The 25,309-nt window shown below is 70.7% G+C and carries 24 protein-coding genes and 3 tRNA genes; 7 read left to right on the top strand and 20 right to left on the bottom strand.

Features of this window, described 5'->3' with window-relative positions:
* Complete coding sequence (locus BIU89_RS06390; protein ID WP_071245259.1) at positions 1 to 951, top strand: hypothetical protein; 951 nt, start codon at positions 1 to 3, stop codon at positions 949 to 951.
* Positions 948 to 1,970, top strand: coding sequence for a hypothetical protein (locus BIU89_RS06395; RefSeq protein ID WP_071245261.1), 1,023 nt, complete (start codon positions 948 to 950; stop codon positions 1,968 to 1,970). Before BIU89_RS06390 ends, BIU89_RS06395 begins: the two co-directional genes overlap by 4 nt.
* Before the next feature lie 296 nt (positions 1,971 to 2,266).
* On the opposite strand, the gene BIU89_RS06400 is transcribed toward BIU89_RS06395, so the two are convergent.
* The gene (locus BIU89_RS06400; protein ID WP_027467068.1) at positions 2,267 to 4,786 is read right to left on the bottom strand and encodes an ATP-dependent Clp protease ATP-binding subunit; all 2,520 of its coding nucleotides are present in this window, start codon (positions 4,784 to 4,786) and stop codon (positions 2,267 to 2,269) included.
* Between the two features lie 224 nt (positions 4,787 to 5,010).
* Positions 5,011 to 5,487, bottom strand: coding sequence for a Clp protease N-terminal domain-containing protein (locus BIU89_RS06405; RefSeq protein ID WP_027467067.1), 477 nt, complete (start codon positions 5,485 to 5,487; stop codon positions 5,011 to 5,013).
* Positions 5,488 to 5,557: 70 nt separating this feature from the next.
* On the opposite strand from BIU89_RS06405, the gene BIU89_RS06410 reads away from it, so the two are divergent.
* The gene (locus BIU89_RS06410) at positions 5,558 to 6,490 is read left to right on the top strand and encodes an NAD(+)/NADH kinase (protein WP_027467066.1); all 933 of its coding nucleotides are present in this window, start codon (positions 5,558 to 5,560) and stop codon (positions 6,488 to 6,490) included.
* Positions 6,491 to 6,695: 205 nt separating this feature from the next.
* Here BIU89_RS06410 and BIU89_RS06415 read toward each other — a convergent pair whose 3' ends face one another.
* From BIU89_RS06415 to tilS, 15 genes are all read right to left on the bottom strand, one after another.
* Positions 6,696 to 7,754, bottom strand: a complete 1,059-nt coding sequence (locus tag BIU89_RS06415; protein ID WP_071245262.1) for a sigma-70 family RNA polymerase sigma factor — start codon at positions 7,752 to 7,754, stop codon at positions 6,696 to 6,698.
* A 353-nt stretch (positions 7,755 to 8,107) separates the two neighbouring features.
* The gene (locus BIU89_RS19020) at positions 8,108 to 8,242 is read right to left on the bottom strand and encodes a hypothetical protein (protein WP_258320880.1); all 135 of its coding nucleotides are present in this window, start codon (positions 8,240 to 8,242) and stop codon (positions 8,108 to 8,110) included.
* 63 nt (positions 8,243 to 8,305) lie between these two features.
* Positions 8,306 to 8,479, bottom strand: a complete 174-nt coding sequence (locus tag BIU89_RS18445) for a hypothetical protein (RefSeq protein WP_175474980.1) — start codon at positions 8,477 to 8,479, stop codon at positions 8,306 to 8,308.
* Positions 8,480 to 8,580: 101 nt separating this feature from the next.
* Positions 8,581 to 8,784 carry a hypothetical protein gene (locus BIU89_RS06420; protein WP_071245264.1) on the bottom strand — a complete coding sequence of 68 codons (204 nt, stop codon included), beginning with the start codon at positions 8,782 to 8,784 and terminating at the stop codon, positions 8,581 to 8,583.
* Positions 8,785 to 8,813: 29 nt separating this feature from the next.
* Positions 8,814 to 10,340, bottom strand: a complete 1,527-nt coding sequence (gene lysS, locus BIU89_RS06425) for a lysine--tRNA ligase (protein ID WP_071245266.1) — start codon at positions 10,338 to 10,340, stop codon at positions 8,814 to 8,816.
* Between the two features lie 514 nt (positions 10,341 to 10,854).
* Entirely contained in the window at positions 10,855 to 11,547 is a 693-nt protein-coding gene (locus tag BIU89_RS06430; RefSeq protein ID WP_035809347.1) for a Rossmann-like and DUF2520 domain-containing protein, read from the bottom strand.
* Positions 11,544 to 13,304 carry a PH domain-containing protein gene (locus tag BIU89_RS06435; protein ID WP_083404212.1) on the bottom strand — a complete coding sequence of 587 codons (1,761 nt, stop codon included), beginning with the start codon at positions 13,302 to 13,304 and terminating at the stop codon, positions 11,544 to 11,546. The genes BIU89_RS06430 and BIU89_RS06435 overlap by 4 nt, the downstream gene beginning before the upstream one ends.
* A gap of 9 nt (positions 13,305 to 13,313) precedes the next feature.
* On the bottom strand, positions 13,314 to 13,835 hold the full coding sequence (locus tag BIU89_RS06440; protein ID WP_071245268.1) for a PH domain-containing protein: 522 nt from the start codon (positions 13,833 to 13,835) through the stop codon (positions 13,314 to 13,316).
* Between the two features lie 24 nt (positions 13,836 to 13,859).
* Entirely contained in the window at positions 13,860 to 14,351 is a 492-nt protein-coding gene (locus BIU89_RS06445) for a DUF3180 domain-containing protein (RefSeq protein WP_027467060.1), read from the bottom strand.
* Positions 14,348 to 14,902: a 2-amino-4-hydroxy-6-hydroxymethyldihydropteridine diphosphokinase gene (gene folK, locus BIU89_RS06450; RefSeq protein WP_071245270.1), complete on the bottom strand. Its 555-nt coding sequence runs from the start codon at positions 14,900 to 14,902 to the stop codon at positions 14,348 to 14,350. Before folK ends, BIU89_RS06445 begins: the two co-directional genes overlap by 4 nt.
* Positions 14,899 to 15,288, bottom strand: a complete 390-nt coding sequence (gene folB / locus BIU89_RS06455; protein ID WP_027467059.1) for a dihydroneopterin aldolase — start codon at positions 15,286 to 15,288, stop codon at positions 14,899 to 14,901. Before folB ends, folK begins: the two co-directional genes overlap by 4 nt.
* Positions 15,285 to 16,253, bottom strand: a complete 969-nt coding sequence (gene folP, locus BIU89_RS06460; RefSeq protein WP_173032459.1) for a dihydropteroate synthase — start codon at positions 16,251 to 16,253, stop codon at positions 15,285 to 15,287. Before folP ends, folB begins: the two co-directional genes overlap by 4 nt.
* Positions 16,254 to 16,259: 6 nt before the next feature.
* Entirely contained in the window at positions 16,260 to 18,248 is a 1,989-nt protein-coding gene (ftsH, locus tag BIU89_RS06465) for an ATP-dependent zinc metalloprotease FtsH (RefSeq protein WP_027467057.1), read from the bottom strand.
* Between the two features lie 158 nt (positions 18,249 to 18,406).
* Positions 18,407 to 18,958, bottom strand: coding sequence for a hypoxanthine phosphoribosyltransferase (gene hpt, locus BIU89_RS06470; protein WP_017887686.1), 552 nt, complete (start codon positions 18,956 to 18,958; stop codon positions 18,407 to 18,409).
* A gap of 9 nt (positions 18,959 to 18,967) precedes the next feature.
* A complete protein-coding gene (tilS, locus tag BIU89_RS06475) occupies positions 18,968 to 19,987 on the bottom strand; it encodes a tRNA lysidine(34) synthetase TilS (protein ID WP_071245272.1) in 1,020 nt (339 codons plus the stop codon).
* 64 nt (positions 19,988 to 20,051) lie between these two features.
* On the opposite strand from tilS, the gene BIU89_RS06480 reads away from it, so the two are divergent.
* On the top strand, positions 20,052 to 20,543 hold the full coding sequence (locus tag BIU89_RS06480) for an inorganic diphosphatase (protein WP_027467055.1): 492 nt from the start codon (positions 20,052 to 20,054) through the stop codon (positions 20,541 to 20,543).
* A 249-nt stretch (positions 20,544 to 20,792) separates the two neighbouring features.
* Here the strand turns inward: BIU89_RS06480 and BIU89_RS06485 are convergent, their stop codons facing one another.
* Positions 20,793 to 22,253: a C40 family peptidase gene (locus tag BIU89_RS06485; protein WP_071245276.1), complete on the bottom strand. Its 1,461-nt coding sequence runs from the start codon at positions 22,251 to 22,253 to the stop codon at positions 20,793 to 20,795.
* Positions 22,254 to 22,287: 34 nt separating this feature from the next.
* Positions 22,288 to 23,565, bottom strand: a complete 1,278-nt coding sequence (locus BIU89_RS06490) for a M23 family metallopeptidase (protein WP_071245279.1) — start codon at positions 23,563 to 23,565, stop codon at positions 22,288 to 22,290.
* A 258-nt stretch (positions 23,566 to 23,823) separates the two neighbouring features.
* Here BIU89_RS06490 and BIU89_RS06495 point away from each other — a divergent pair.
* The 3 genes from BIU89_RS06495 to BIU89_RS06505 all read left to right on the top strand — a co-directional run bounded on the left by BIU89_RS06495 (position 23,824) and on the right by BIU89_RS06505 (position 24,100).
* Positions 23,824 to 23,896, top strand: a tRNA-Glu gene (locus BIU89_RS06495).
* Between the two features lie 53 nt (positions 23,897 to 23,949).
* Positions 23,950 to 24,026 (top strand) — tRNA-Asp (locus BIU89_RS06500).
* 1 nt (position 24,027) lies between these two features.
* Positions 24,028 to 24,100 (top strand) — tRNA-Phe (locus tag BIU89_RS06505).
* A 198-nt stretch (positions 24,101 to 24,298) separates the two neighbouring features.
* On the opposite strand, the gene BIU89_RS06510 is transcribed toward BIU89_RS06505, so the two are convergent.
* Entirely contained in the window at positions 24,299 to 25,309 is a 1,011-nt protein-coding gene (locus BIU89_RS06510) for an aldo/keto reductase family protein (RefSeq protein WP_071245281.1), read from the bottom strand.

Raw genomic sequence — 25,309 nt, forward strand, 5'->3', positions numbered from 1 at the left:
GTGACGTTGCACGTCTGGGGGTCGATCCCGGTCTGGCTGATCCTGGCGGTGCTGGTCGCCCGGCTGCTCCTGGTGCGCACCCAGTCGGCCAGCGTCACCTGGCTGATGGTCTGCTGCAGCTGCGTCGCCGTCGGACTCACGATCAACCAGCCCGACGTCACGACGTTCCTCGCCGGTGTGACGCACGTGCCCAACATCGCCGACCTGATCGGCCGCTGCCTGATGGTGTGCGGCATGTTCGCCCTCGCGCAGTCGGTCGAGGCCGCCGCACGCTCAGCCAAGCTCCTGCGCGCCAGCCGCATCATCGGCTGCGTGCTCGTGCTCGTCGCCCTGGTCGTGCTGTTCAGCTTCATCGACGCTCCGACACCGACGGCGCAGTTCATGGTGGCCTACGGCGACCAGCTGCCGACCGCGCTCTACTCGGCGGTGGAGATGACCTACATCGCCATCGTGATCGCCCGGTCGGCCGTCGCCGTGCTGCGCGGGTTCCGGAGCGGTGACGGGCTCGGGCGCCTGTACTGGCTCTTCGTCGTCGGTGCCGCCGGCCTCGTGCTGCTCGCCGGCATCGCGATCGCCCTCGACGCCGTGCACGTCGCCGGCGCCGACGGTGCGGTCGGGGTCCTGTCGAAGCTCTACACCCCGGTGTTCCTCGGCTCGATGGTCCTGCTCGCGATCGGCGCGGCCGGCGGCGTCCTGCCCGACGCCGCACGGGAGTTCCGCGACTGGCGGGCCGCACGACGCCGGTTCCGCGTGCTCGAACCGGAGCTCCGACGACTCGAGACGGCATCGGGCAACACCGGGCTCTACTTCACGATCGTGTGGCAGCGTCGCCAGTGGCGGAGTCGGCAGCACCGACTGTCCGTCGAGATCGAAGACCGCGCGCGCGAGGCCGGGCAGGACGTTCCGGCCGCTGCGACGCTCACCACGGCACGACTCAGGGAGATCACATGACCGGCGCACGCATCACGGCACTCGGCACCGCGGCAGGAGCGGTCGGCACGCTCGGACTCGGCGCCTTCGTCGCACGACGGCTGCTGTTCCCGACGCCGTACACGGCGACCGCCACGGTCCGCAGCGCCACGGACACCGAGGTAGAGCTGACCGCCACCCGCGACACCCGCCTGCCGGGCACCTACGACCTGCAGCGCGACGACACCCGGGTGCAGGTCGGCGCGATCACCACCGCGAGCACGGAGACCGGGGCCGGCAGCGACGGTGACACCGTGCGCCGCAGCGTCACCGCCCCCGTGGCGACCGGTGCGTGGGGCTGGGACGCCCTGCGGTACGACGGACCGGACGACGTCCCCGGCACCGAGCCCGAGGCCGCCACGACCCACGTGGTCCACGTGCACGGGCAGTCCCTCGGCCCGCGCCAGGTCCTGCGCGGTGTCGGGGTCTGGCGTGCGCTCGGCGCCTCGTCCGAGGTCGTCGAGACCACCGACCTGCCGCTCCGCTCCCTCGACGCCGGTGCAGCGGACCGCATCGTCACCGCCGTCCGCGCCGCCCGGGCCCGTGGTGCTCAGCGCGTCGTGCTGCAGGGCTGGTCCGCCGGCGCGCTCGCCTGCTCCGTCGCCGCCGCACGCGTCGACGTCGACGGACTCGTGGCCGTCTCACCCCTGCTCGACGTCGCCTCGGCACTCCGCGGGGCCGTCCGCGGCGCGCACCTGCCCGCGTTCGTCGGCACGGTCGCCGCCCGCATCGCGACCACGAACGTGCTGTCACGGCTCGCCGGGGCCCCGACCCCCGTGACGACGACCACCTGGCAGGACTCGTCGACGCCGGCGCTGCTGATCCACTCCGAGGCCGACGCCCTGGTCGCGGCCGACGACGTCGCCGCCGTCGCCGCGCGGCAGGGCGCCACCACGGTCGCGTTCCGCACGGCGCCGCACACGCTCGAGTGGAACGAGGACCCGGAGCGCTGGGAGCGCGCCGTCCGCGAGTTCGCCGCACAGCTGCCCGACGCCGCCTGACGCCGCGGACACCCGTCCGCACGGATCAGCACCACCCCCCCGGACGTGCAACGGCCCCGGTCTGCGAACAGACCGGGGCCGGCTGCGTCTCGATCCGTTGGGGGGAACCGATCGAGCGCGACGCGCGAGGAGTTGGGGGGAACGTCTCGCGCGTTGTCATCACAGTACCCCCGGACGGGGGTCCGTGGCCGGAAGGACGCGCAGATCGGCGATGCGGGATCTGAACGCGACCCGAGAACGGACAGGAGGCCCGGTGCCTGCTGGCACCGAGCCTCCTGTCCGTGGGGTGTCAGGTCCTAGGACTCGATCTCGCCCTGGGGCGTGTCGGTCGCGGCCTCGACCGCGGCTGCACCGGCGAGGACCTCTTCGCGGCCCGGCTGACGCCCGGTCTCGAAGTGGAACGCACCGTCGACGAAGTCGACCTTCACGTGGTCACCGGCGTTGAGCTCACCCTGCAGGATGTGCTCGGACAGCTGGTCCTCGACCTCGTGCTGCATCGCGCGACGCAGCGGCCGAGCACCCAGGGACGGGTCGAACCCGACCTTGATGAGCTGCTCCTTGGCCGGCAGCGTGAGCTCGACGGTCATGTCGCGGTCGAGCAGGCGGTCCGCCAGACGCTTCACGAACAGGTCCACGATCTGCAGCAGCTCGGGCTGCGACAGCTGCGGGAACACGATCGTGTCGTCGACGCGGTTCAGGAACTCGGGCTTGAAGTGCTTCTTGAGCTCCTCGTTGACCTTGCCGCGCATGCGGTCGTAGCCGACGGCCGAGTCACCCTCGACCTGGAAGCCCACCGGGCCACCCGCGATGCCCTGCGAACCGAGGTTCGTGGTCATGATGATGACGGTGTTCTTGAAGTCGACCACGCGGCCCTGACCGTCGGTGAGACGGCCTTCCTCGAGCACCTGCAGCAGCGAGTTGAAGATGTCCGGGTGGGCCTTCTCGATCTCGTCGAACAGGACCACGGAGAACGGCTTGCGGCGCACCTTCTCGGTGAGCTGGCCGCCCTCCTCGAACCCGACGAACCCGGGAGGGGCACCGAACAGGCGGGACACGGTGTGCTTCTCACCGAACTCCGACATGTCGAGGGAGATCAGCGCACCCTCGTCGTCGAACAGGAACTCGGCGAGGGCCTTGGCGAGCTCGGTCTTCCCGACGCCCGTGGGGCCGGCGAAGATGAACGAGCCGGAGGGACGGTTCGGGTCCTTCAGGCCGGCACGGGTACGCCGGATGGTCTTGGACAGGGCCGAGATGGCCTCTTCCTGACCGATGACGCGCTCGTGCAGTGCCTTCTCCATGAAGACGAGACGCGAGGTCTCCTCTTCGGTGAGCTTGAACACCGGGATGCCCGTGGCCTGGGCCAGGACCTCGGCGATGATGCCCTCGTCGACGGTGCCGGACGCGGCGACGTCACCCGCACGCCACTGCTTCTCGAGGCGGAGACGCTCGCCGAGGAGCTTCTTCTCCTCGTCGCGCAGGCTCGCGGCCTTCTCGAAGTCCTGCTCCTCGATGGCGGCTTCCTTTGACCCGCGGACCGTCGAGATCTTCTCGTCGAACTCGCGGAGCTCCGGCGGCGCCGACAGGATCGACAGACGCAGGCGAGCGCCGGCCTCGTCGATCAGGTCGATGGCCTTGTCCGGCAGGAAGCGGTCCTGCACGTAGCGGTCCGCCAGGTTCGCCGCGGCGACGATCGCGCCGTCGGTGATGGACACCTTGTGGAACGCCTCGTACTTGTCGCGCAGACCCTTGAGGATGTTGATCGCGTGGGGCAGCGACGGCTCGTTGACCTGCACCGGCTGGAAGCGACGCTCGAGTGCGGCGTCCTTCTCGAAGTGCTTGCGGTACTCGTCGAGCGTGGTGGCACCGATGGTCTGGAGCTCACCGCGGGCGAGGAGCGGCTTGAGGATCGAGGCCGCGTCGATCGCGCCCTCGGCTGCACCGGCACCGACGAGCGTGTGGATCTCGTCGATGAAGACGATGATGTCGCCGCGGGTGCGGATCTCCTTCGTGACCTTCTTCAGGCGCTCCTCGAAGTCACCGCGGTAGCGGGACCCGGCGATGAGCGATCCGAGGTCGAGCGAGTAGAGCTGCTTGTCCTTCAGCGTCTCGGGTACGTCGCCCTTGACGATCGCCTGGGCGAGGCCCTCGACGACGGCGGTCTTGCCGACGCCGGGCTCACCGATCAGGACGGGGTTGTTCTTGGAGCGGCGGGAGAGGATCTGCATGACCCGCTCCATCTCCTTCTCGCGCCCGATGACGGGGTCGAGCTTGCCGTCGCGCGCGGCCTGGGTGAGGTTCCGACCGAACTGGTCGAGGACCTGCGAACCCTGCTGCGCGTTCTGCTGCTGCTCGCCGCCGACGGCGACCGCTTCCTTGCCCTGGTAACCGGACAGGAGCTGGATGACCTGCTGGCGCACCCGGTTCAGGTCGGCGCCGAGCTTCACGAGGACCTGGGCTGCGACACCCTCGCCCTCGCGGATCAGGCCGAGCAGGATGTGCTCCGTGCCGATGTAGTTGTGGCCGAGCTGCAGCGCCTCGCGCAGGGACAGCTCGAGCACCTTCTTGGCGCGCGGCGTGAACGGGATGTGCCCGGTCGGCTGCTGCTGGCCCTGCCCGATGATGTCCTGGACCTGCTCGCGCACGGCGTCGAGCGAGATGCCCAGCGACTCCAGCGCCTTGGCGGCGACGCCCTCGCCCTCGTGGATGAGGCCGAGGAGGATGTGCTCGGTGCCGATGTAGTTGTGGTTGAGCATCTTCGCTTCTTCTTGAGCGAGGACGACAACACGACGGGCCCGGTCGGTGAATCTCTCGAACATGTGCTCTCCCTTGGCCCCTGATGAGCGGAGCCGACGCTGTGCCGGTCTCGTGTGAGTCCGGCCAAGTACTTCGAGAGTAACCAGCGCTCCCCCCGGGGGCTGCCCCTGTTCGCCGTGGGCGTGACCAGGGTGCGTCTTGTGCGCAGTGAGCGAACGACGAGACGGACTGGAGGGCCGTGGCGGGATCGCCACGGGCCTCCAGTCCGCTTGTCGGTTGCGCCGGGTCAGGAGCGCCGCACCGCGCGACGCAGGTCGCGTCGGAAGCGGCGCGCGTCGACGCCCAGGGCGTCGAGGACGTCGTGCCCGGATCCGGCGAGCGGATCGTCGACCGAGTCGAGCACGGCGAGGACGACGTGCGGCGGTCGGATGCGCTCCGAACGGCCGGCGATCGTCGCGGCACGGGCGAGCACGCGCATCGCAGCCGGCGTGCACGCGACGCGGTCGTGTTCGCCGGGGCAGGTGCTGTGTGCGCCGACGAAGGCGCGGATGCCGGAGCGGACGGCGTCGGGGGTGATCCGGTGGGCGTCGAGGACGGGCCGGAAGCGGGGCATGCCGGCGCAGAGCGTGACGGCTGCCAGCAGCAGGTGTTCGGCGTCGACGAAGCCGAAGCCGGACTCGTGGGATTCGAGGTCGGCGAGCAGCACGATCTCGCGGCCGTGCCGGACGGAAGGGAGGGCGACGGAGAGTTGAGCGGTCTGCATGTATTCAGAATATCGCATACCTCTGCGAACGACCAGCCCGTATCGGAGGTCCGCTCGGTACGATCCGCTCATGGAGCAGCCCGTCGTCGGCCTCGTCGTCCACCCGACCAAGAACGTGCAGGAGTCCGTGACGACCCTGCAGCGCTGGAACGCGTCCGGCCAGGGCGAGCTGCTCGCCCGGCGCGCGGACGCCCAGCGCATCGGCGGCGGGGTCGACGTGGTCGACGACGACGACTTCACCGACCGCGTCGACCTGGTCGTGGCCCTCGGTGGCGACGGCACCATGCTCGGCGCGATGCGGCTCGTGGCGAAGCGCCCGGTGCCCGTCCTCGGCGTGAACTACGGCAACGTCGGGTTCCTGGTCGAGATCGAGCCGCCCGAGCTCGAGAGCGCACTGGAGCGGCTGTCCGCCGGCGAGTACCAGCTCGAGCCGCACCACGCGCTCGAGGCCCGGTTGTCCTGGGGCGGCGCCCGCACCGACTACCTGGCCTTCAACGACCTGACCATCGTGCGGCGGCCCGGTGCCGGACAGGTCTCGGCCGACCTCAGCGTCGGGGGCCTCGGGTACGGGTACTACCGGGCCGACGCCATCGTGGCCGCGACCCCGGCCGGCTCCACCGCGTACAACTACGCCGCCGGTGGGCCGGTGCTCTCCCCCGCGCTGTCCGGCTCCGTGGTGACGCCGGTCGCGCCGATGGCCGGGATCGACCGCTCGGTGGTGCTCGCCGCGCGGGAGCGCTACCGGTTCGACATCGCCGAGGGCACCAGGAGCGCAGCGCTCGAGGTCGACGGGCTCGTGGTCGGCGAGGTGGCCACCGGGGCGCAGATCGACATGCGGCTCCGCAAGGACGCCGGCAGCGTGGTGCGCCTGGACGCCGAACGGCACGGGCGGACCGGACGTGTGAAGCTCAGCCTGCTCGACCTGCCGGTGCGGCCCGACCAGCTGGTCGAGCTCATCCCGAGCGACCTACGGCAGAAGCTCCGGCGCGAGATCGACGACTGACGCCGCGTCGGCGCTGGCCCTGGCCCCGGCCCTGGGCCTGGGCCTGGGCCTGGTCCTGGTCCTGGTCCTGCCCCGGGAACGTGAATGGCCCGCTCGAGCAGTGCTCGAGCGGGCCGTCCCATCACCCCACCGGATCGTCTTCCCACAGAACGACCCGGTTTCCCCGCGCCGGCACGGGTGAACGCGCCGGCCGAAGTCCACTGACCTAGTCGGTCAGGTACAGCTGCATGTCCTGCGAGACCGCCTTGGCGAACAGACGCAGCTTGGCGCGCGACTCCACCCGGCTGACGGCCTGGCGGGTCGTGTGGACGATCTTCGAGATCTCGTCGAGGGTCATCGGCTTGTCGTCGTCCAGGCCGTAGCGCATGCGGATGACGTTCGCCTCGTCGCTGGGCAGCTCGGCGACGATGGAGCGGATGTCGCGGTGCAGCAGCGTCGTCTCGGTGAGCTCGTTCGGGCTCGCGGCGTCCTCGTCCTCGATGAAGTCACCGAGTTCACTGTCGTCGGAGTCGCCGACCACGGTGTGGATCGAGACCGGCTCGTGCGAGCGGCCCTTGAGGTCGACGAGTTCCTCGACGCTCATGCTCAGCTCGGCGGCCACTTCCTCCGGCATCGGCGCGCGGCCGAGGTCGACGGTCAGGTCACGTTCGGTGCGCGAGATCTTGTTGATGAGCTCGACGGTGTGCACCGGGATGCGGATCGTGCGTGCCTTGTCGGCGAGACCACGCGAGATGGCCTGGCGGATCCACCAGGTGGCGTAGGTCGAGAACTTGTAGCCCTGCGTGAAGTCGAACTTCTCGACCGCACGGACCAGGCCGAGGTTGCCTTCCTGGATGACGTCCATGAAGGGCAGGCCACGCTGCGAGTACCGCTTGGCGATGCTCACGACGAGGCGGAGGTTCGAGGTGATCATGCGCTCCTTGGCGCGCTCACCGTCACGGACGAGCCAGCGGAGTTCACGCTGGAGGGTCTTCGCGAGACCCTTCTCGGTGGCGAGCTTCTCTTCGGCGAAGAGCCCGACCTCGATGCGGCGTGCGATCTGCGCTTCTTCCTCGGCGGTGAGGAGCGAGAGACGGCCGATGTGACGGAGGTAGTCGCCGACCTGGTCGACCGAGGCACCGCGGACACCGGCGAGCTGCTCGTCGGCCTCGACCTCGGTGTCGAGGGAGGTGGTGGCGGACTCGGCGGCCGCGGTCTTCGATGCCGATGCCTTCTTGGTGGCGGTGCGGCGGGTGGTGCTGGGTGCAGCCGTTGCGATCGTCATGGTGTTTCTCCCTGCGTTCGACGGTGATGGCTTCGTGGGGCGTTGCCGGGGGGTGCTGATGAGTAAAGCGGCCCGGAGGTGTACCCCACAAATCGTTCGGAGCGATTCTCAGGGTTCTCCGTGCTTCGTCATCGAAAGCGTCCCCCGCGGGGTACAGCCCACCGCCAGTCTGGTCCCCCAATCGGCCCTGGATCAAGCGGATAACGCCGTGTTTCCGGCGTTGCAGGCGTGTTTCACCAGCGTTTCCGATCGTGTACCCCAGGCGACTGCGTACTCCGGACATGCAAAAGGGGTACGTCCGACCGGATCAGTGCGATCTGGTCGTCGTACCCCGAATACCGAATGGGTGGGGGTCACCAGGACGGTTCGAGCCACCCGTCCCGGCGCTTGGAGACCTCAAGGTCTGCGTCTCGGTCGAACTCGTCGTACTCGCTCTCGATGTCACCGACGAGGCTGCGGCCCGTGAAGGGATGTGCGGTGGTTGCCATGCGGACGATGCTCACCCCGGCACGCGTCGGCGAGGTGAACGGTGCGTGACGGTCCGTCGGCGCTCAGACGTCGAGGTCGTCGACGTCGCCCTCGTCGTCGAGGGGTGCGCCGTCGGCTCCGCGGTCGGTTCGATCGGCACCGTCGGGCAGGCCGGACGTACCGGACACCGGGTGCCCGAAGGCGTCCTCCACGTCGAGGTCGTCGAGCTCCTCGACGGGTTCCGGGAAGGTCGGCATGCGCGACAGCGTCACACCGTGCGGTGAACGCCGGGTGAAGTCAGCGCGCCGACGTGCGCGCCGGACAGCGCGCTGGGTGCAGGGTGCTGCTGCTGCTGCGGCTACTCGGCTGACGTCGGAGCCGGCGCGGGGCGACCGTGCTCACGTTCGAAGCGGGCGCGCTCTTCGGCCTCGACCTTGGCGTACGCGGCACGCTCGGTCCGGTCGGCACGCATGATCGCGCGCATCACGAACCAGAAGATCAGGCCGACGACGATGGTCGGCGTCAGGGCGAAGACGATCCCGCTTACGACTCCTTCAGGCACCCGAGCATCGTACCCCGGTGGACCGGGAGCTATTTGACCAGCGGGAACAGGATCGTCTCGCGGATGCCCAGGCCCGTGATGGCCATGAGCAGGCGGTCGATCCCCATGCCCATGCCGCCCGACGGGGGCATCGCGTGCTCCAGGGCCCGCAGGAAGTCCTCGTCGACGCGCATCGCCTCGAGGTCACCGCCGGCCGCGAGCTTCGCCTGCTCGACGAACCGCTCCCGCTGCACGACCGGGTCGACGAGCTCGGAGTACGCCGTGCCGAGCTCGAAGCCGCGGACGTACAGGTCCCACTTCTCGACGACGCCCGGACGGGTTCGGTGCTGCCGGGTGAGCGGCGAGGTGTCGACCGGGAAGTTCATCACGAAGGTCGGGCGGTCGAGCGAGTCGATGACGAAGTGCTCCCAGAGTTCCTCGACGTACTTGCCGTGCGTGGCGTGGGCGACCTCGACGCCCTCGGCCTCGGCGAGCGCCTGCAGCTCGGACAGCGGGGTCTCCGGGGTGATCTCGCGCCCCGCGGCCTCGGACAGCGAGCCGTACATGTCGATGCGGGGCCACTCGCCACCCAGGTCGTAGGTGTTGCCGTCGGGCAGGGTGACCTCGAGCGCTCCACCGGTGACCGCGCGGGTCGCGTTCTGCACGAGCTCCTGCGTCAGGTCGGCCATCTGCTCGTAGTTGCCGTACGCCTGGTACGCCTCGACCATCGCGAACTCGGGCGAGTGCGACGAGTCGGCGCCCTCGTTCCGGAAGTTCCGGTTGATCTCGAACACCCGGTCGATGCCACCGACGACGGCACGCTTCAGGAACAGCTCGGGTGCGATGCGCAGGAACAGCTCGGTGTCGAAGGCGTTCGAGTGCGTGACGAACGGTCGGGCCGAGGCGCCGCCGTGCTGGGTCTGCAGCATCGGGGTCTCGACCTCGAGGTACTCGTGCGCGGTGAAGGTCTGGCGGAGCGAGGCCATCACGGCTGCGCGGGCACGCACGGTGGCGCGGGCCTCGTCGCGGACGATGAGGTCGAGGTAGCGCTGGCGGACCCGCGTCTCCTCGTTGAGCTCGTTGTGCAGGTTCGGCAGCGGCAGGATCGCCTTCGCCGCGATCGCCCAGTCGTCGACCATGATCGACAGCTCGCCGCGGCGCGAGGAGATCACCCGTCCGTGCACGAACACGTGGTCACCCAGGTCGACGAACTCCTTCCAGCGGGCGAGGGACTCGTCGCCCACCTCGGCAAGGGAGACCATCGCCTGGATGCGCGAGCCGTCGCCCGACTGCAGGGACGCGAAGCAGAGCTTGCCGGTGTTGCGCGAGAACACCACACGACCCGCGATGCCCACGACGTCCTGGGTCTCCTCGCCGGTCTCCAGGTGCGCGTACTGCTCGCGCACGGCCGGGATCGTCGAGGTGATGGGGAGCTCGGCGGGGTACGCCTCGATGCCCGACTCCAGCAGCTTCGCCCGCTTGTCGAGCCGGACCTGTCGCTGCTCGCTGGTCTCCTGCTCGGCCAGTGCGGCGGCGTCGGCGATCGCGGTGTCGGGGGTGACGGTCTCGTCGGTCATGCGGGTGCGGCTCCGATGGTCGTGGGGGTCGGGGGAAATGCTACCCGCGCCGCGGTCCCGCCCCCGAACCGTGCCCGCCCGGCCGACAGTTCCCGCCGCCTCGGCAGAACTGAGCGGTGGGTCCCGACCACCACGGGCTGCCGGGCGGCGGGACTGCCAGGCTGCCGGAGCCGAGACCGCGGTCACGACTCCCCGCCCGCACCACGCCCACCGGTCACGATCTGTCAGCTCGAGCACGCGCAGCCGACAGGTCGTGACCACTCGGCGGAACTGAGCGGGGAGTCGTGACCACCCGGAGTCGCCGAGCTCGCCGAACCAGGAGCCGAGACCGCGGTCACAACACCCCGCCCGCACCACCCCCACCGGTCACGATCTGTCAGCTCGAGCACGCGCAGCCGACAGGTCGCGACCACTCGGGCGAACCGAGCGGGGAGTCGTGACCACTCGAGCGCCCGGCCCCGACTTCCACCCGGCCCCGACGTCCTCCCCGCGCCGCGGTCCCGGCCCCGAACCGCTAGAGCGTCGACTGCCCGTCGGCGGCGGTCAGCGCGTTGTCGACGGCGGAGCGGACGAGCGCGCCGAGGACACGACCCGGGTGTTCGACGCCGATGCCGGACAGGGTGCCCGCCGACTGGTCGACGATCGCGGTCGAGAAGCTCACGGCGGCCCGCACCGCATCGGCGTACGCGGGCCGGTCGCCCTCGGCCACGACGAACGGTTCGGCCCCCATCTCGACCACGAGCGCCTGCGCGATCGGCAGGACGGGCGCCGGGGCGGTCACCGCGCAGTACGCGTCGCGCAGCCGGGACAGGTCGACGCTCGTGCCCGTGAAGGCCATCGCGGGGTGGATCGCCAGCGGGATCGCACCGGCTGCCATCGCCGGGGCGAGGATCCCGACGCCGTGGTCCGGGCTGGTGTGCACGACGAGCTGCCCCGGCTGCCAGATCCCGGCGTCCGCCAGCCCCTGCACGAGCGAGGCGAGCTGGTCGTCCGGCACCGCGAGCAGCACGAGTTCGCTCCGCTCGACCAGGTCCGGCGTCGCGAGCACCGGGGCGCCCGGCAGCATGGCCTCGGCGCGGTCACGGCTCTCGTCGGACACGGCGGTCACCCCGACGACGGCGTGCTCCGCGTTCGCCAGGGCCGCTCCGAGGACGGGTCCGACCCGTCCGGCGCCGACGATGCCGACCCCGAGACGCCCGGCCCTCATCGTGCGGCTCCGGTCGGGGGCACGTCGCCCCAGCCGGCGGGGAGGGCACCGGGCCGGTGGTCCGCCGTCGGTCCGGCAGGGGCTCCGGACCCGGGCACGGTGTCGGCCGCAGCGTGCCTGGCGGCCGCGGGACGGGCCTCCCGTTCGCGCCAGCGGTGCGTCGTGTCGACCGCGGCCGCCTCGACGGCACGCTGCGTCGTCTCCGACCACAGGCGCTGCGCGTCACGCGCGTCGAGCGCACCGACGCGGGCCGAGACCGGACCGGCCACGGTGTGGACGTGGACGGCTGCGAGCCGCAGGGCGCGCTCGAGGGGACCCTGCTCGACCTTGACGCTCTGCACCCGGGGCAGCGGCACGATGACGAGCGACCGCCACACGGCACCGAGCCGCAGCAGCACCGCGCCCTGCACGAACCGGTAGCCGTTGCGCCGGAACGCGAACGGACGGAGCCAGGCGCCGCGTCGTGGGGAGTGCACGAAGCCGCCACGGTCGCCCGAGGTGGTGAGGCTGTCGTCAACGACGTCCACGGCTTCGGCAGCCCCTTCGCGCAGGGCTTCCTGCGACGCCTCGGGGCCGGCGACGACGGTGCCGACGAGCCCGGGCAGGATGATGTCGAGGACCTCGCGGACGTCCGCCGTGGTGCCCACGGGCAGCACGATCGAGGACACCTGCTGGTTGCTCGACGCTCCGTTGCCGGCGCTCGTCGCACGGTTGATGCGGATGTCCCACCAGCCGAACGGACGCCACAGCAGCGGCTGTGCGACGCTGACGGCGTGGATGCGGCCGGGCGGCAGCGTCTCGTTCGACGTCGAGACCAGCCCGAAGCCGATCCGGATGCCGTCGCGGGTCTCGGCGATCGTGTACTGCAACGAACGGGAGAACTTGCGGACGTAGTAGCCACCGGCACCGAGCACGGCGGGGAACAGCCCGAACAGCACCGCGAACTCGCCGGTGAGGGCGACGCTGACGATCATGCCGGCGATGACGAGCAGCAGGAACAGCGTCGTGCCGGACAGCAGCATCGACGCGATGAGCCGACCCGGGCGCACCTTGACGATGCGGGTCGCGTGCACGGCTGCCGGGTCGAGCTCGGGCGAGAACATCTCGTCGACGCGGTCCTGCAGTGCTCCGTGCGACTGCCGCGACGGACCGCCGTGCCCGTCGTCGTCCTTCGCGCCGGACGCGAGCACCAGGATCCGCTGCCGCAGGTCGTCGGCGGCGCGGGCCCCGAGGTAGGCGAGCTGCACGTTGGCGTCGTTGCCGGCCTGCGCGATCTCGAGCTTGGCGGTGCCGAACACCCGGGGCACGAGCGGCCGCTGGATGTTGATGCCCTGGATCCGGTCGAGCCGGGCCTTGCGGTGGTTCCGGAACAGCACGCCCGAGCGCACCTCGACGATCTCGCCGGTGACGCGGAACTCGTGCATGCGCCAGGACAGGTAGAACAACCCGATCAGCACCACGAGCAGCACCACGATGCCGAGCAGGACCCAGCCGACGACGCCGTGCTCGTACACGTACCGGACCGGGTCACCGTCCTCCTGCTGCTCGCCCGGGATGAAGAACTCGACGAGCTGGTCGCGCAGGCTGTTCAGCACGTAGCCGAGGATGACGATGAGGAAGATCCCGCCCTTGAGCAGCGGGGTGAGCGGGTGCAGGCGGTGCCACTCGCCGTCGGTCAGGGGTGCCGCGGCGGCCGCGTTGCCCCGGGTGGGCGGGGTGGGCGGAGCGGGTGGCGGGGTGCCCGGTCGGAAGGTCACGGACGACCCCTACAGACCGGCGCGACGGGACTCGGCGAGCTCGACGAGGCGGTCGCGCAGCTCGTCGGCGTCCGCTGCCGGGACACCCGGGATCCGGACGTTCGTCGCGGCCGCGGCGGTGACGAACTTCAGCTCGCTCATGCCGAGCGCCCGGTCGAGCGGGCCCCGGGCGACGTCGACGAGCTGCATCCGGCCGTACGGGACCGCCGTGAACCGCTGCCACATGAGGCCACGGCGCACGACCAGGTCGTCATCGCGGAGCGCGTAGCCGATGGCCCGGACCCGTCGGGGCGTCAGCGCGGCGGTGATCGCCGTGGTGACCGCGACGACGATGCCGATGGTGAGCCACACGGTGCCGGCCCCGGAACCGAAGCCGTCGGTGACGATCCCGATGAGCACGCAGCCCGCGGTGAGGACGACACCGATCACGAGCGTGGTGATGAGTTCGGTCCACACGAGCTTCGCGGACACCCGCTGCCAGGCGATCCCACCGAGGCCGAGGCCGGGCTCGTCGAGTCGTTCACGCGGCATCGCGGGCCTCCTGGGGTTGCTCGGTCAGTTCACCGTCGTCGAACCGTTGCGGGGATCGTCACGGTCGTCGTCGTCACCCGGAGGTGCGATGCACATGCGCTCCGCCACGAGTGCGCAGACCGTCAGGACGATCCCGCCCCCGACGGCGATCACGTTCGGCAGGGTCGAGCCTAGCGAAGGCGTCGCGGAACGGGTCAGCAGGTACAGCACGAGGCCGAGGGCGAACCCGCCGAGCAGCGTGCCGCAGATGCTGGACGCCTTCGCGAGCACGACGACCCGTGTCGCGTAGAGCGGGTCGACCGGCCGCTGGCGTCCGGCGCCGTCGCGCGCGTGCCGGCGCACCGGGCGCGCCATGAGCACGACGGCGACGCCGATGAAGGCGAGCGTGATGCCGAGCGGGATCGAGAACAGGAAGGTCGGCAGCTGGCGCGACGCCAGGACGGCGTCGACCGCGAAACCGGCGACCACCGTCACGACGGCGATGCTGATCAGCGTGGAGGCACGGGTGGGCTTCATGCGCTGGTCGCGCTCCCCGCCGGCCGGGAGGCCCGTGCCGGCTCCGCGAACAGGCGCGGCTCGTCGACGCGCTCGGTGTCGTCCCCCACGGCGGTGAGCAGGTCGGCCACCGGTCCGGCACCGGGCAGGACGGCCCCGGGGTCGGCGTCGAGCCACGGGGCGAGCACGAACGCGCGCTCCGCTGCCCGGGGGTGCGGCACGACCAGGGTGTCCGTGGCGATCCGCAGGTCGTCCACCGCGACGACGTCGAGGTCCAGGGTGCGGTCGCCCCACCGGACCTCGCGCGTGCGGCCGTGGGCGTCCTCGATGCCGTGCAGGGCGTCGAGGAAGGCCTGCGGCTCGAGGTCGGTGTCGACGACCACGACGGCGTTCCGGTAGCGGGGCTTCGACGTGTCGAGGCCATCGAGGGTCACGGCGACCGACTCGACCTCGCGGCTCGAGGCCACGGGCTCGACCCCGGGCAGGGCGGCGATCGCGGTGGCGGCGGCGCGGAGCGTGCTCCCCCGGTCGCCGAGGTTCGCTCCGAGGGCGACGACGACCCGGTGGGTCATTCTTCTTCCTCGTCCGGCACCGTGGCGCCGCGGGTGCGCCGGATGGTGATCGAGACGTCGGTGAACGGCACGGTGATCGGGGCCTGCGGCTTGTGCACCGTGACCTCCGTCGCCAGTGCGGCACGGTGGGTGAGCACGGCCGCGGCGATGCGTTCGGCCAACGTCTCGATCAGGTCGACCGGGTCGCGTTCGATCTCGGCCACGACCTGCTCGGCGAGGACGCCGTAGTGCACGGTGGCGTCGAGGTCGTCGCTGCCCGAGGCGGCACGGGCGTCGAGCTCCACGGCCACGTCGACGACGAAGTCCTGGCCGTCCTCGCGCTCGTGGTCGAAGACGCCGTGGTGTCCGCGGGCGCGGACCCCGGTGAGTCGGATGGTGTCGTTCACGATCGAGCTGCCCTCCAGGCGTCCCAGACGTCGAGCACGGCACGGGTCGGTGCCGGGTCGTGCACGCGCACACCCCACGCGCCGCGTTCGGCGGCGAGCAGGCTGATGGCGGCGGTGGCGAGGTCGCGCTCCCTGGGTGGAGCGCCCTCGGGGCTCCCGACACCGTCGAGGAACCGCTTGCGTGAGGCGGCGACGAGCACCGGCAGGCCGATCGAGGCGAAGCGCTCGTAGCCGGCCAGGATCTCCCAGTTCTGCACGCCGTGCTTGGCGAAGCCGAGGCCCGGGTCGATGACGACCTGCTCCTGCCGGACACCGAGCACGATGAGTTCGGCGACCCGGAGTTCGACCTCGCGCCGGACCTCTTCGACCGCGTGGGTGTACTCGGCGTTGCGGTACATCCGGTCGCTGTGGCCGCGCCAGTGCATGACGACGAAGCCGACCCCCGTCGACGCCACGACCCGGGCCATGTCCGGGTCGGCGAGCCCGCCCGAGACGTCGTTGACGATCGCGGCGCCGAGGTCGACGGCACGTTCGGCCGTCGCGGCGTTCATGGTGTCGACGCTGACCGGGATGCCCTCGGCGACGAGCTGCTGCACGACCGGCAGCACACGTTCCTGCTCGACCGGCACGGGCACGCGCTCGGAACCGGGGCGGGTGGACTCCCCACCGACGTCGATGACGTCCGCACCGGCGGCGACGAGGTCACGTGCGTGCTGCACGGCGGCGTCGTAGGCCTGGTGCAGCCCGCCATCGCTGAACGAGTCGGGGGTGACGTTGAGGATGCCGAGCACCCGGGTGCGTTCCTCGGCCGGGCCACCGCGATCACGGCGACGGCCGGTCACGACCTCCGGCACCGGCTGGGGTGCACGGAGGTCGATCGCGACCGTCGCCGGTTCGGCGGCGGCGGCGCGAGCACGACTCACCTCGGCGAGTCGACGCTCTCGTCGCGTCGGCAGCTCGGTCATGCCGGCCTACGCGGGGGCGATACCCGGGTTGCCGAACGGGCGACGACGGGTCTTCGAGGTCGACTCGGAGTCCGACGGGTCCGCTGCGGTCGAGGCGGCCTTGCCGGGCACGTCGATCGCGGGCAGGTTGCTGACCGGGCGCTTGTCGCTGGAGAGCCACTGGGGGCGCTCCGGCAGCTTGCGGACGTCCTTGAAGATCTCCACGAGCTCCGGGGCGTCGAGCGTCTCCTTCTCGAGGAGCTCGCCGGCCAGGCGGTCGAGGATGTCGCGGTTGTCGTTGAGCACCTGGTAGGCCTCGTCGTGCGCGGCCTCGAGCAGGGCGCGGGTCTCGGCGTCGACCGTCTGGGCGATGGTCTCCGAGTAGTCGCGACCGGTGCCGCCGCTCATGTCACGGCCGACGAACGGCTCGCTCGAGCCGGACCCGAGCTTGACGGACCCGACGGCCTGGCTCATGCCGTACTCAGTCACCATCTTGCGGGCGGTGCCGGTGGCCTTCTCGATGTCGTTCGAGGCGCCCGTGGTCGGGTCGTGGAACACGATCTCTTCCGCGACGCGACCACCCATTGCGTAGGTGAGCTGGTCGAGGAGCTCGTTGCGGGTGACCGAGTACTTGTCCTCGAGCGGGAGCACCATCGTGTAGCCGAGGGCACGGCCGCGGGGCAGGATCGTGATCTTCGTGACCGGGTCGGTGTGCCGCATCGCCGCTGCCGCCAGGGCGTGGCCACCCTCGTGGTACGCGGTGATCAGGCGTTCCTGGTCGGACATGATCCGGGTCCGGCGCTGCGGGCCGGCCATCACGCGGTCGACGGCCTCGTCGAGGGCGCGGTTGTCGATGAGCTGCGCGTTCGAGCGGGCGGTCAGCAGGGCCGCCTCGTTCAGGACGTTCGCCAGGTCGGCACCGGTGAAGCCCGGCGTCTTGCGGGCGAGCAGCTCGAGGTCGACGCTCGCGGCGAGCGGCTTGCCCTTCGCGTGCACCTCGAGGATCTGCTTGCGGCCGGCGAGACCCGGAGCGTCGACGCCGATCTGGCGGTCGAAGCGGCCGGGGCGCAGGAGCGCGGGGTCGAGCACGTCGGGACGGTTCGTCGCGGCGATGAGGATGACGTTCGTCTTGCCGTCGAAGCCGTCCATCTCGACGAGGAGCTGGTTCAGCGTCTGCTCGCGCTCGTCGTTGCCACCGCCGATGCCGGCACCACGGTGACGACCGACGGCGTCGATCTCGTCGATGAAGACGATGGCCGGCGAGTTCGCCTTGGCCTGCTCGAAGAGGTCACGGACACGGCTCGCACCGACACCGACGAACATCTCGACGAAGTCCGAACCGGAGATCGAGTAGAACGGCACGCCGGCTTCACCCGCGACGGCGCGGGCGAGCAGGGTCTTGCCGGTTCCGGGAGGGCCGTACAGCAGCACGCCCTTCGGGATCTTCGCCCCGACGGCCTGGAACTTCGCGGGCTCCTTGAGGAACTCCTTGATCTCGTGCAGTTCCTCGATCGCCTCGTCGGCACCCGCGACGTCGGCGAACGACACCTGCGGGTTCTCCTTGTTGTTGATCTTGGCCTTCGACTTGCCGAACTGCATGACCTTCGAGCCGCCGCCCTGGGCGCTCGAGAGCAGGAACCAGAACAGGGCACCGATGATCAGGAACGGCAGCAGGATGCCGAGCAGCGACAGGAACCAGTTGCCCTGGGCGACACGGTCGTTGTAGCCGTCGGGCAGGTTGGCGTCGTTGACCGCCTGCACCACTTCTTCGCCGCGGGGCGTGGAGTAGTAGAACTGCTCCTGCTTGTCGCCGTCCTTCAGGACGAGGTCGACCCGCTGCTCGGTGGAGTTGATGGTCGCGGACGAGACCTTGTCATCGGAGAGCTGCTCGAGACCCTTCTGGGTGTCGATCTCTTGCGTGCTGCCCTGGCTGATGACGCTCCAGCCGATGAAGATGCCCGCCAGCGCGATCAGCACGTAGAGGTACGGGCCGCGGAAGATGCGCTTGAAGTTCATGTGATCCGGGCGCGAGTGCCCGACACCTTTCTCTGCCGAAGTTGCGTGCAGGTCAGCATACGGCCGCGATTCTGTGGCGAGAATGGGTGTCCTCTGCGGGCGAACTCACCCCCGGGCCAGAGTCGGCCGAGTGCGACCCGAGCGCGGCGGGCCGCCCGTCAGGAGTAGACGTGCGGAGCGAGGACGCCGACGCCGCGCAGGTTGCGGTAGCGCTCGTCGTAGTCCAGGCCGTACCCGACCACGAAGGCGTCGGGGATGTCGAAGCCCACGTACTTCACGTCGACCTCGACCTTGGCGGCCTCGGGCTTGCGCAGCAGGGCGACGATCTCGACGCTCGCGGCACCGCGGGACTGCAGGTTCTGCTTGAGCCACGACAGGGTCAGGCCGGAGTCGATGATGTCCTCGACGATCAGGACGTCGCGGCCGTGCAGGTCGGTGTCGAGATCCTTGAGGATCCGCACCACACCGGACGACTTCGTGCCGGAGCCGTACGACGACACCGCCATCCAGTCCATCCGCGCCTGCATCTTGAGGTGGCGCGAGAAGTCCGCCATCACCATGACGGCACCCTTGAGCACGCCGACGAGCAGCGGGTCGCGGCCCGCGTAGTCGGCGTCGACGACCGCCGCGAGCTCGGCGAGCTTCTCGTCGATCTGCTCGGGGGTGAAGAGCACTTCGGACAGGTCTGCCTGGACGTCGGAGAGTTCCACCACGCCAGCCTAACCGGCGCTGAACTCGATGCGGTCGCCGGTCCGCGTGGCACGGACGCCCGGCAGGTCGATCGGGCCCTGTCCGCTCCAGTCCGTGACCAGCCGGCAGACCTCGAGCGTCTGCACGCGCGACAGCGTCACCCCGAACTCGCTCTCCACCGCGAGGCGCACGAGTCGCTGCCGGAGCGCCGGCGGGTTCGCCCCGAGCGCCCGCACCGACAGCGAGATGCCCGCCTCGGAGTGCTCGGCGATGTCCTCGGCGATCTCCTCGGCGAAGTGGTCGAGGGCGGCGGAGTCCTCGCGCAGCTGGTCGGCCGTGCGGGCCAGGGCCTCGGGCACCCCGGCACCGAGCTCCCGTTCGAGCACCGGCAGCAGGGTGTTCCGCACCCGCACCCGCGCGTACGCGGGGTCGTCGTTCTGCGGGTCGTGCCACGGCGCGAGCCCCGCTGCGGCGCACGCCTGCCGGGTCACGTGACGCCGGACCGACAGGAGCGGCCGGCCGTACGCCGGGCCGCCGTCGCGTCGGGCGAGCGGCTGCATGCCGGACAGGCTGTCCGGCCCGCTGCCGCGCAGCAGGCCGAGCAGCACCGTCTCGGCCTGGTCGTCCAGGGTGTGGCCCAGCAGCACGAGGGGTGACCCGGTGGCGGCCGCGACCTCGGCGATCGACGCGTGGCGGGCCTCCCGGGCGGCGCCTTCCGGACCACCGTCGGAGCCGACCGTGACCCTGCGGACCGTCACCGGGTCGAGTCCCAGCTCGGATGCCTGCCGGGAGGCGCGGCTCGCGACCGCCTCGGAGCCCGCCTGGAGCGCGTGGTCGACGACCACTGCCCCGGCCCGCAGACCCTGCTTGCCCGCTTCGAACGCGGTGGCCGCCGCCAGGGCGAGGGAGTCCGGTCCGCCGCTCAGTGCGACGAGGACCAGGTCGCCTGCGGCGACCACACCGTCGTCGACGGCTGCGGCGAGCAGGTCGCGGACCGCCAGGCGGGTCTCGGCGACGGCGGGGTCGAGCCGGGGACGCGGAGAGTTCACCCGGTAACGTTAGCCGCGCTTTCGCAACACACGACAGTCCCCGAAGCAGACACAGGAGCGCAACATGGCCGCGTACGACGTCGTCGTCGAGATCCCCAAGGGCAGCCGCAACAAGTACGAGGTGGACCACGAGACCGGTCGCGTCTACCTCGACCGCGTGCTGTTCACCTCGTTCGTCTACCCCACCGACTACGGGTTCTTCGAGAAGACCCTGGCCGACGACGGTGACCCCGTGGACGCGCTGCTGCTGCTCGAGTTCCCGACGTTCCCCGGCGTCGGCGTCAAGGTCCGCCCCGTCGGCGTCTTCAAGATGAGCGACGAGGCCGGCAACGACGAGAAGGTCCTCGTCGTCCCCGCCAAGGACCCGCGCTGGGCACACATCCAGGACATCTCGGACGTGCCGGAGCAGACGAAGGCCGAGATCGCGCACTTCTTCGAGCGCTACAAGGACCTCGAGCCGAACAAGTGGGTCAAGGCCGAGGGCTGGGGCGACGCCGCCGAGGCCGAGCGCATCGTGCAGGCCGGTCAGGCCGCGTACGTGCCCGGCTCGCACTGACGATCCCCTGACGACGAACGGCGCCCGCTCTCCTTCCGGAGGGCGGGCGCCGTTCTGTGTCGTGCGTGGTGGCTGCTGTCGGGCGGGGGCGGGCCGGGCCGAGCGGCGTGCGGGGGGGGGTGGCGCGGGGCATGCCGGGGCTGCACCTGGTGGAAACGGGCGTACCTGGTGCGTTGATCCGTGCAGGTACGCCCGATCTCGCTTGGTACCGCAGCCGCTCTGGGAAAGAACGGGCAGACCGGGAGCGGGTTACAGGGAACCGCTCGGGCGGGCGACGTACGGCATGAGCTGGTTCGGCAGCCAGATCGCGCGCTCGACGACGCCGACGCCGGGGCGCGCGGCCTCGACCATGGTGCCGTAGCTCGTCACGATCGAGTCGTGGTACGCCCCCGAGGCGGTGCCGTTCGACGAGTAGAACAGGATGTCGCCGGGCTGGCGCTGGGACAGCGGGACGAGGCGACCGATCGACTTGAAGTAGTTGTACTGCCAGACGACGTTGTGCCCACCGGTCGCGATACCCTGCGAGCTGTAGGCCATCATCACGAGGCCGGAGCAGTCCCAGGTGGTCGGGCCGGCGCCGCCGAGGACGTACGCCTCGCCGAGCTGCCCTCGGGCGTAGGAGATCGCGCCGGCGGCCTTCGAGGGGCTGCTCGGGGCCGGTGCGGGGGCGGGTGCCGGGGCAGGAGCCGGCGCGGGAGCAGGGGCGGGTGCCGGCTTGCTCGGCGTGCTGGGAGTGCTCGGCTTGGACGGCGTGCTCGGCTTCGCGGGGGTGCCGGGGTTCGACGGGGTGCTCGGCTTGGACGGCGTGCTCGGGACGGCCGGAGTGGAGGTCCCACCACCGGTGCTGCCGGTGCCGCCCGTGTTGCCGGTGTCGCCGGTGTCGCTGCCGCTCGTGCCCCCGCCGGTGGCGTTCCCGGTACCGGCGTCGCCCGTCTGCTTGGCGATGGCGGCCGCGGCGGCCTTCGCCTGCTGCGCGCTCCAGTACGCGGTCTCCGTCGCGACGCTCGTGCCCTTCAGGTATGCGAGCTGGCGCAGGACCTCGGCCTGCTGGTCCTGTTCCTTCTGCACCCGCGCCTGGGCGCCTGCGGCCACGTCGTTGGCCGTCGCGAAGGTGGTCTTCGTCGCCTCGGTCGCCTTGCTCAGGGCCTTCTCGGCGGCGGACTGCTGGGCCGCCAGGGACTCGACGGTCTTCTGGTCGGCGCGTGCCTCGGCCAGGACGGTCGCGGAGCGCTCGGACAGGTGCGACATGGTGCCGACGCGGTAGAGCAGGTCCTTCGAGTCCGACGAGTCCATGAGCATCGTCGTCGACAGGTCACCGCCGCCCGTGCGGGACAGCTCGACCACGAGCCCGGCGACCTGGCCGGCCGAGTCGTCCGCCCGGTCCTTCGCACGCTTCGACTGCGCGGACAGGTCGGCGAGGGTGTCCTCGGCCTCCTGCTGCTGCGACGCCGCCAGGGCGTACGCCTGTCCGGCCTGCTGCTCGGCGACACCGGCCTGGTCGGCGGCGTCCTGCAGCGTGCCGAGCCGGTCGCTCAGCTCGTCGACCGTCTGCTGGGCGTCGGCCGCGTCGGACTTGGCGGCCTTGACGTCGTCCCAGGACGGACCCGAGGGCGCGGCCTGGGCCGGTCCGGCGATGACGACCGACAGGCCGATGCCGAGCACGGCGATGGTCGCGATCCCGCAGGAGAACGAGCGAGCGGAGGTGGTCATGACGTGGAAGGACTCGTTCCGGTGGCGCTGATGCTCATACCGAGATCCCCCGCGCTGCCATGAAGGGGACCGGGTCGACGGCAGCGCCGTTGACCCGGGTCTCGAAGTGGAGGTGGCACCCGGTCGACCAGCCGGTCGAGCCGATCTTGGCGATCTGCTGTCCCGCGGTGACGCGCTGGCCGGCGGCGACCATGATCCCGCCGTCGACGACGTGGCCGTACGCGGTGGAGATGCCGCCGCCGTTGTCGAGGATGACCTCGTTGCCGTACCCGCCACCGTTGCCGGCGAAGGTGACGGTGCCGTCGTGTGCCGCGTAGATCGGGGCGTAGCAGGCCGGGGCCAGGTCGACGCCGGCGTGCAGGGCGCTGACGTGCGTGTAGGGGTCGACGCGGTAGCCGTAGGGACTGGTCTGGTACCCGCCGGCGGGTCGGACCCAGCCGGACGCGTTCGCGGTGCCGCCGCCGGTGCCACCCTGGCTCGTGGCTGCGGCCTTCGCGGCTGCCTTCGCGGCGGCTGCGGCGAGGCGGGCCTGTCGGGCCTTCTCGGCGGCGACGCCCTTGCGGTAGTCGGCCTCGACGCCGCGCTGCTTCGAGGTGAGCGCGGTCAGCTGCGCCTCGAGCCGGGACTGGTTGTCGTTCTGGGCGTCCACCGCGGTCTGTGCGGCGTCGGCGGCGCCCTGGGCCTGCTGCATCTTCGACTGTGCGGCGTCGGCGAGGTCGCCCAGGGCTGCTTTTGCAGTGTCCGCCTTGTCGGCCTGGGCCTGGGCGGTGCCGCGGTCCTGCGAGGCCTGCGAGTAGATGCCGTCGGCCTGCTCGCTGAGCTTCGACATGGCACCGAGCTCGTAGAGCAGGTCACCGGAGTCCGAGGGGTGCGTGAGGATGTCGGTCGTCACGTCGTTGGCGCTGGCCCGACCGAGCTGCGCGGCGAGCTGACCGGCCTGCGCTTCGGACCGCGCGGCGGTCTGCTCGGCCTCGTCGGCCTGGGACTGCAGCGACTTCTGCTTGAGCGTCGCCTCGTCGTACTTGCTCTGCGCGGCCTGGTACGCCTCGCCCGCGGCCTGGGCTGTCTTCTGCTTGGCAGCCGCCTCGCTCTTCAGCGACGAGATGAGCGACTTGATCTCGCTGACCTTGGCCTGCTGGGCGCTGGTCGACGACTTCGCCTGCTGCACCTCGTCCCAGCTGGGGTAGCTCGCAGCGCTGGCGGACGACGTCGGGGCAAGGGCCGCGAGCGTGCCGGCCGTGAGCGCGACGGCGAGCGCGGCGGCGATCAGGCGGCTGCGGGTGCGGAGGGAGAAGGGAGTGGAGGTCGACATGTATCTCGATTTCGTAACAGCGCGGCAAGGCTCACGCACGTAACACTGTTAACAGGTGCAACAGTAACAACACGGGTCGCAGGCTCGACAGCCCCTCGGACGAGGGGTGCGGCCGCCGACGATGCTCGCACCGACAGCATCGGAGACCCGTGCGCTGACGCCGCGACACGCCGGGGATGCATGGTTGGCGGGGTCGGATTTGTGAAACCCGGGGGGCATCCGTATGCTTGTCCATCGGTAGCGCGATGCACTGCTTGCGGCCCTATCGTTTAGTGGCCTAGGACACCGCCCTTTCACGGCGGCAGCACGGGTTCGAATCCCGTTGGGGTCACTCCTTGAGTGAGCGAGCAAGTAGTACTGAACAACACCACAGCAATTCAATATGGCCCTGTAGCGCAGCTGGTTAGCGTGCCGCCCTGTCACGGCGGAGGTCGCGGGTTCAAGTCCCGTCAGGGTCGCCACGGCTGGATAGCTCAGTTGGTAGAGCGTTCGACTGAAAATCGAAAGGTCCACGGATCGATGCCGTGTCCAGCCACCGGTGAAGGCCCCCTGCTTCGGCAGGGGGCCTTTTCCGTTGTCTGAGCGGTGTGACGTCGGTCGCAGCGCACAACCAAAGCCACCCCGAACCACGCAGCAGCGCAGTTCGGGGTGACTCCGGTTGTGCGGCTCGCGTTCGCGCCGGTTCGCCGACGGCCTGGAGGCGCGGGTCGCCTCCGCACGTCGGCTTCGGCGGCTAGGCCTCGCGCGTCTTCGGGCTGCTGTCGTTCGTCTTCGCGGGGTCGCGCTCGACCACGGCGCCCAGGGCATCGTCGATCCGCGACATGAGCTCCGCGGGGATCGTGACGCCGGCAGCGCCCGCGTTGTCGTGCACCTGCTCCGGACGCGAGGCCCCGATGATCGCCGAGGCGACGTTGTCGTTCTGCAGGACCCACGCGACGGCGAGCTGCGCCATCGACAGGTTGAGCTCGTCGGCGACCGGCTGCAGCTCCTGCACCGAGGACAGCACCTCGTCGCGCATGAACCGCTTGATCATGTCCGCGCCGCCCTTGTCGTCGGTCGCGCGGGAGCCCTCGGGCAGCGGCTGACCCGGCTTGTACTTGCCGGTGAGCACCCCCTGGGCGATCGGGGACCAGACGATCTGCGAGATGCCGAGTTCCTTCGAGGTGGGGACGACCTCGTCCTCGATGACCCGCCACAGCGCGGAGTACTGCGGCTGGTTCGAGATGAGCTGGAAGCCGAAGTCCTTCGCGAGCGCAGCACCCGCACGCAGCTGGTCCGCGGTCCACTCGCTGACGCCGACGTACAGGACCTTGCCCTGGCGCACAATGTCCGCGAAGGCCTGCATCGTCTCTTCGAGCGGGGTCTCGTGGTCGTAACGGTGCGCCTGGTACAGGTCGACGTAGTCCGTCTGCAGCCGCTGCAGCGAGCCGTCGATCGACTCGAGGATGTGCTTGCGGGACAGCCCGGTGTCGTTGTGCCCCTTCGGACCGGTCGGCCCGAACACCTTCGTGGCGATCTCGAGGGACTGGCGCCGCTCCCCCTTGAGCGCTTCGCCGAGGACCGTCTCCGCGCCGGTGTTGGCGTAGACGTCGGCGGTGTCGAACGTCGAGATGCCGACCTCGAGGGCGGCCTTGACGCAGGCGATCGCCGCGTCGTTCTCGACCTGGGATGCGTGGGTGAGCCAGTTGCCGTAGGTGATCTCGGAGACCTTGAGGCCCGAGTTGCCGAGGTAGCGGTACTCCAT

This window comes from Curtobacterium sp. MCBA15_005 (genome assembly GCF_001864855.1).
Taxonomy (GTDB): domain Bacteria; phylum Actinomycetota; class Actinomycetes; order Actinomycetales; family Microbacteriaceae; genus Curtobacterium; species Curtobacterium flaccumfaciens.

Coding starts and splice junctions, on each gene's coding strand:
- BIU89_RS06490 (WP_071245279.1), bottom strand. CDS start 23,565: ATGTCGACCTCCACTCCCTTCTCCCTCCGCACCCGCAGCCGCCTGATC.
- BIU89_RS06485 (WP_071245276.1), bottom strand. CDS start 22,253: ATGACCACCTCCGCTCGCTCGTTCTCCTGCGGGATCGCGACCATCGCC.
- BIU89_RS06410 (WP_027467066.1), top strand. CDS start 5,558: ATGGAGCAGCCCGTCGTCGGCCTCGTCGTCCACCCGACCAAGAACGTG.
- BIU89_RS06395 (WP_071245261.1), top strand. CDS start 948: ATGACCGGCGCACGCATCACGGCACTCGGCACCGCGGCAGGAGCGGTC.
- BIU89_RS06510 (WP_071245281.1), bottom strand. CDS start 25,309: ATGGAGTACCGCTACCTCGGCAACTCGGGCCTCAAGGTCTCCGAGATC.
- BIU89_RS19020 (WP_258320880.1), bottom strand. CDS start 8,242: ATGGCAACCACCGCACATCCCTTCACGGGCCGCAGCCTCGTCGGTGAC.
- BIU89_RS06405 (WP_027467067.1), bottom strand. CDS start 5,487: ATGCAGACCGCTCAACTCTCCGTCGCCCTCCCTTCCGTCCGGCACGGC.
- BIU89_RS06430 (WP_035809347.1), bottom strand. CDS start 11,547: ATGAGGGCCGGGCGTCTCGGGGTCGGCATCGTCGGCGCCGGACGGGTC.
- BIU89_RS06415 (WP_071245262.1), bottom strand. CDS start 7,754: ATGACGATCGCAACGGCTGCACCCAGCACCACCCGCCGCACCGCCACC.
- lysS (WP_071245266.1), bottom strand. CDS start 10,340: ATGACCGACGAGACCGTCACCCCCGACACCGCGATCGCCGACGCCGCC.
- BIU89_RS06480 (WP_027467055.1), top strand. CDS start 20,052: ATGGCCGCGTACGACGTCGTCGTCGAGATCCCCAAGGGCAGCCGCAAC.
- folK (WP_071245270.1), bottom strand. CDS start 14,902: ATGACCCACCGGGTCGTCGTCGCCCTCGGAGCGAACCTCGGCGACCGG.
- folP (WP_173032459.1), bottom strand. CDS start 16,253: ATGACCGAGCTGCCGACGCGACGAGAGCGTCGACTCGCCGAGGTGAGT.
- ftsH (WP_027467057.1), bottom strand. CDS start 18,248: ATGAACTTCAAGCGCATCTTCCGCGGCCCGTACCTCTACGTGCTGATC.
- BIU89_RS06445 (WP_027467060.1), bottom strand. CDS start 14,351: ATGAAGCCCACCCGTGCCTCCACGCTGATCAGCATCGCCGTCGTGACG.
- BIU89_RS06400 (WP_027467068.1), bottom strand. CDS start 4,786: ATGTTCGAGAGATTCACCGACCGGGCCCGTCGTGTTGTCGTCCTCGCT.
- BIU89_RS06440 (WP_071245268.1), bottom strand. CDS start 13,835: ATGCCGCGTGAACGACTCGACGAGCCCGGCCTCGGCCTCGGTGGGATC.
- BIU89_RS18445 (WP_175474980.1), bottom strand. CDS start 8,479: ATGCCGACCTTCCCGGAACCCGTCGAGGAGCTCGACGACCTCGACGTG.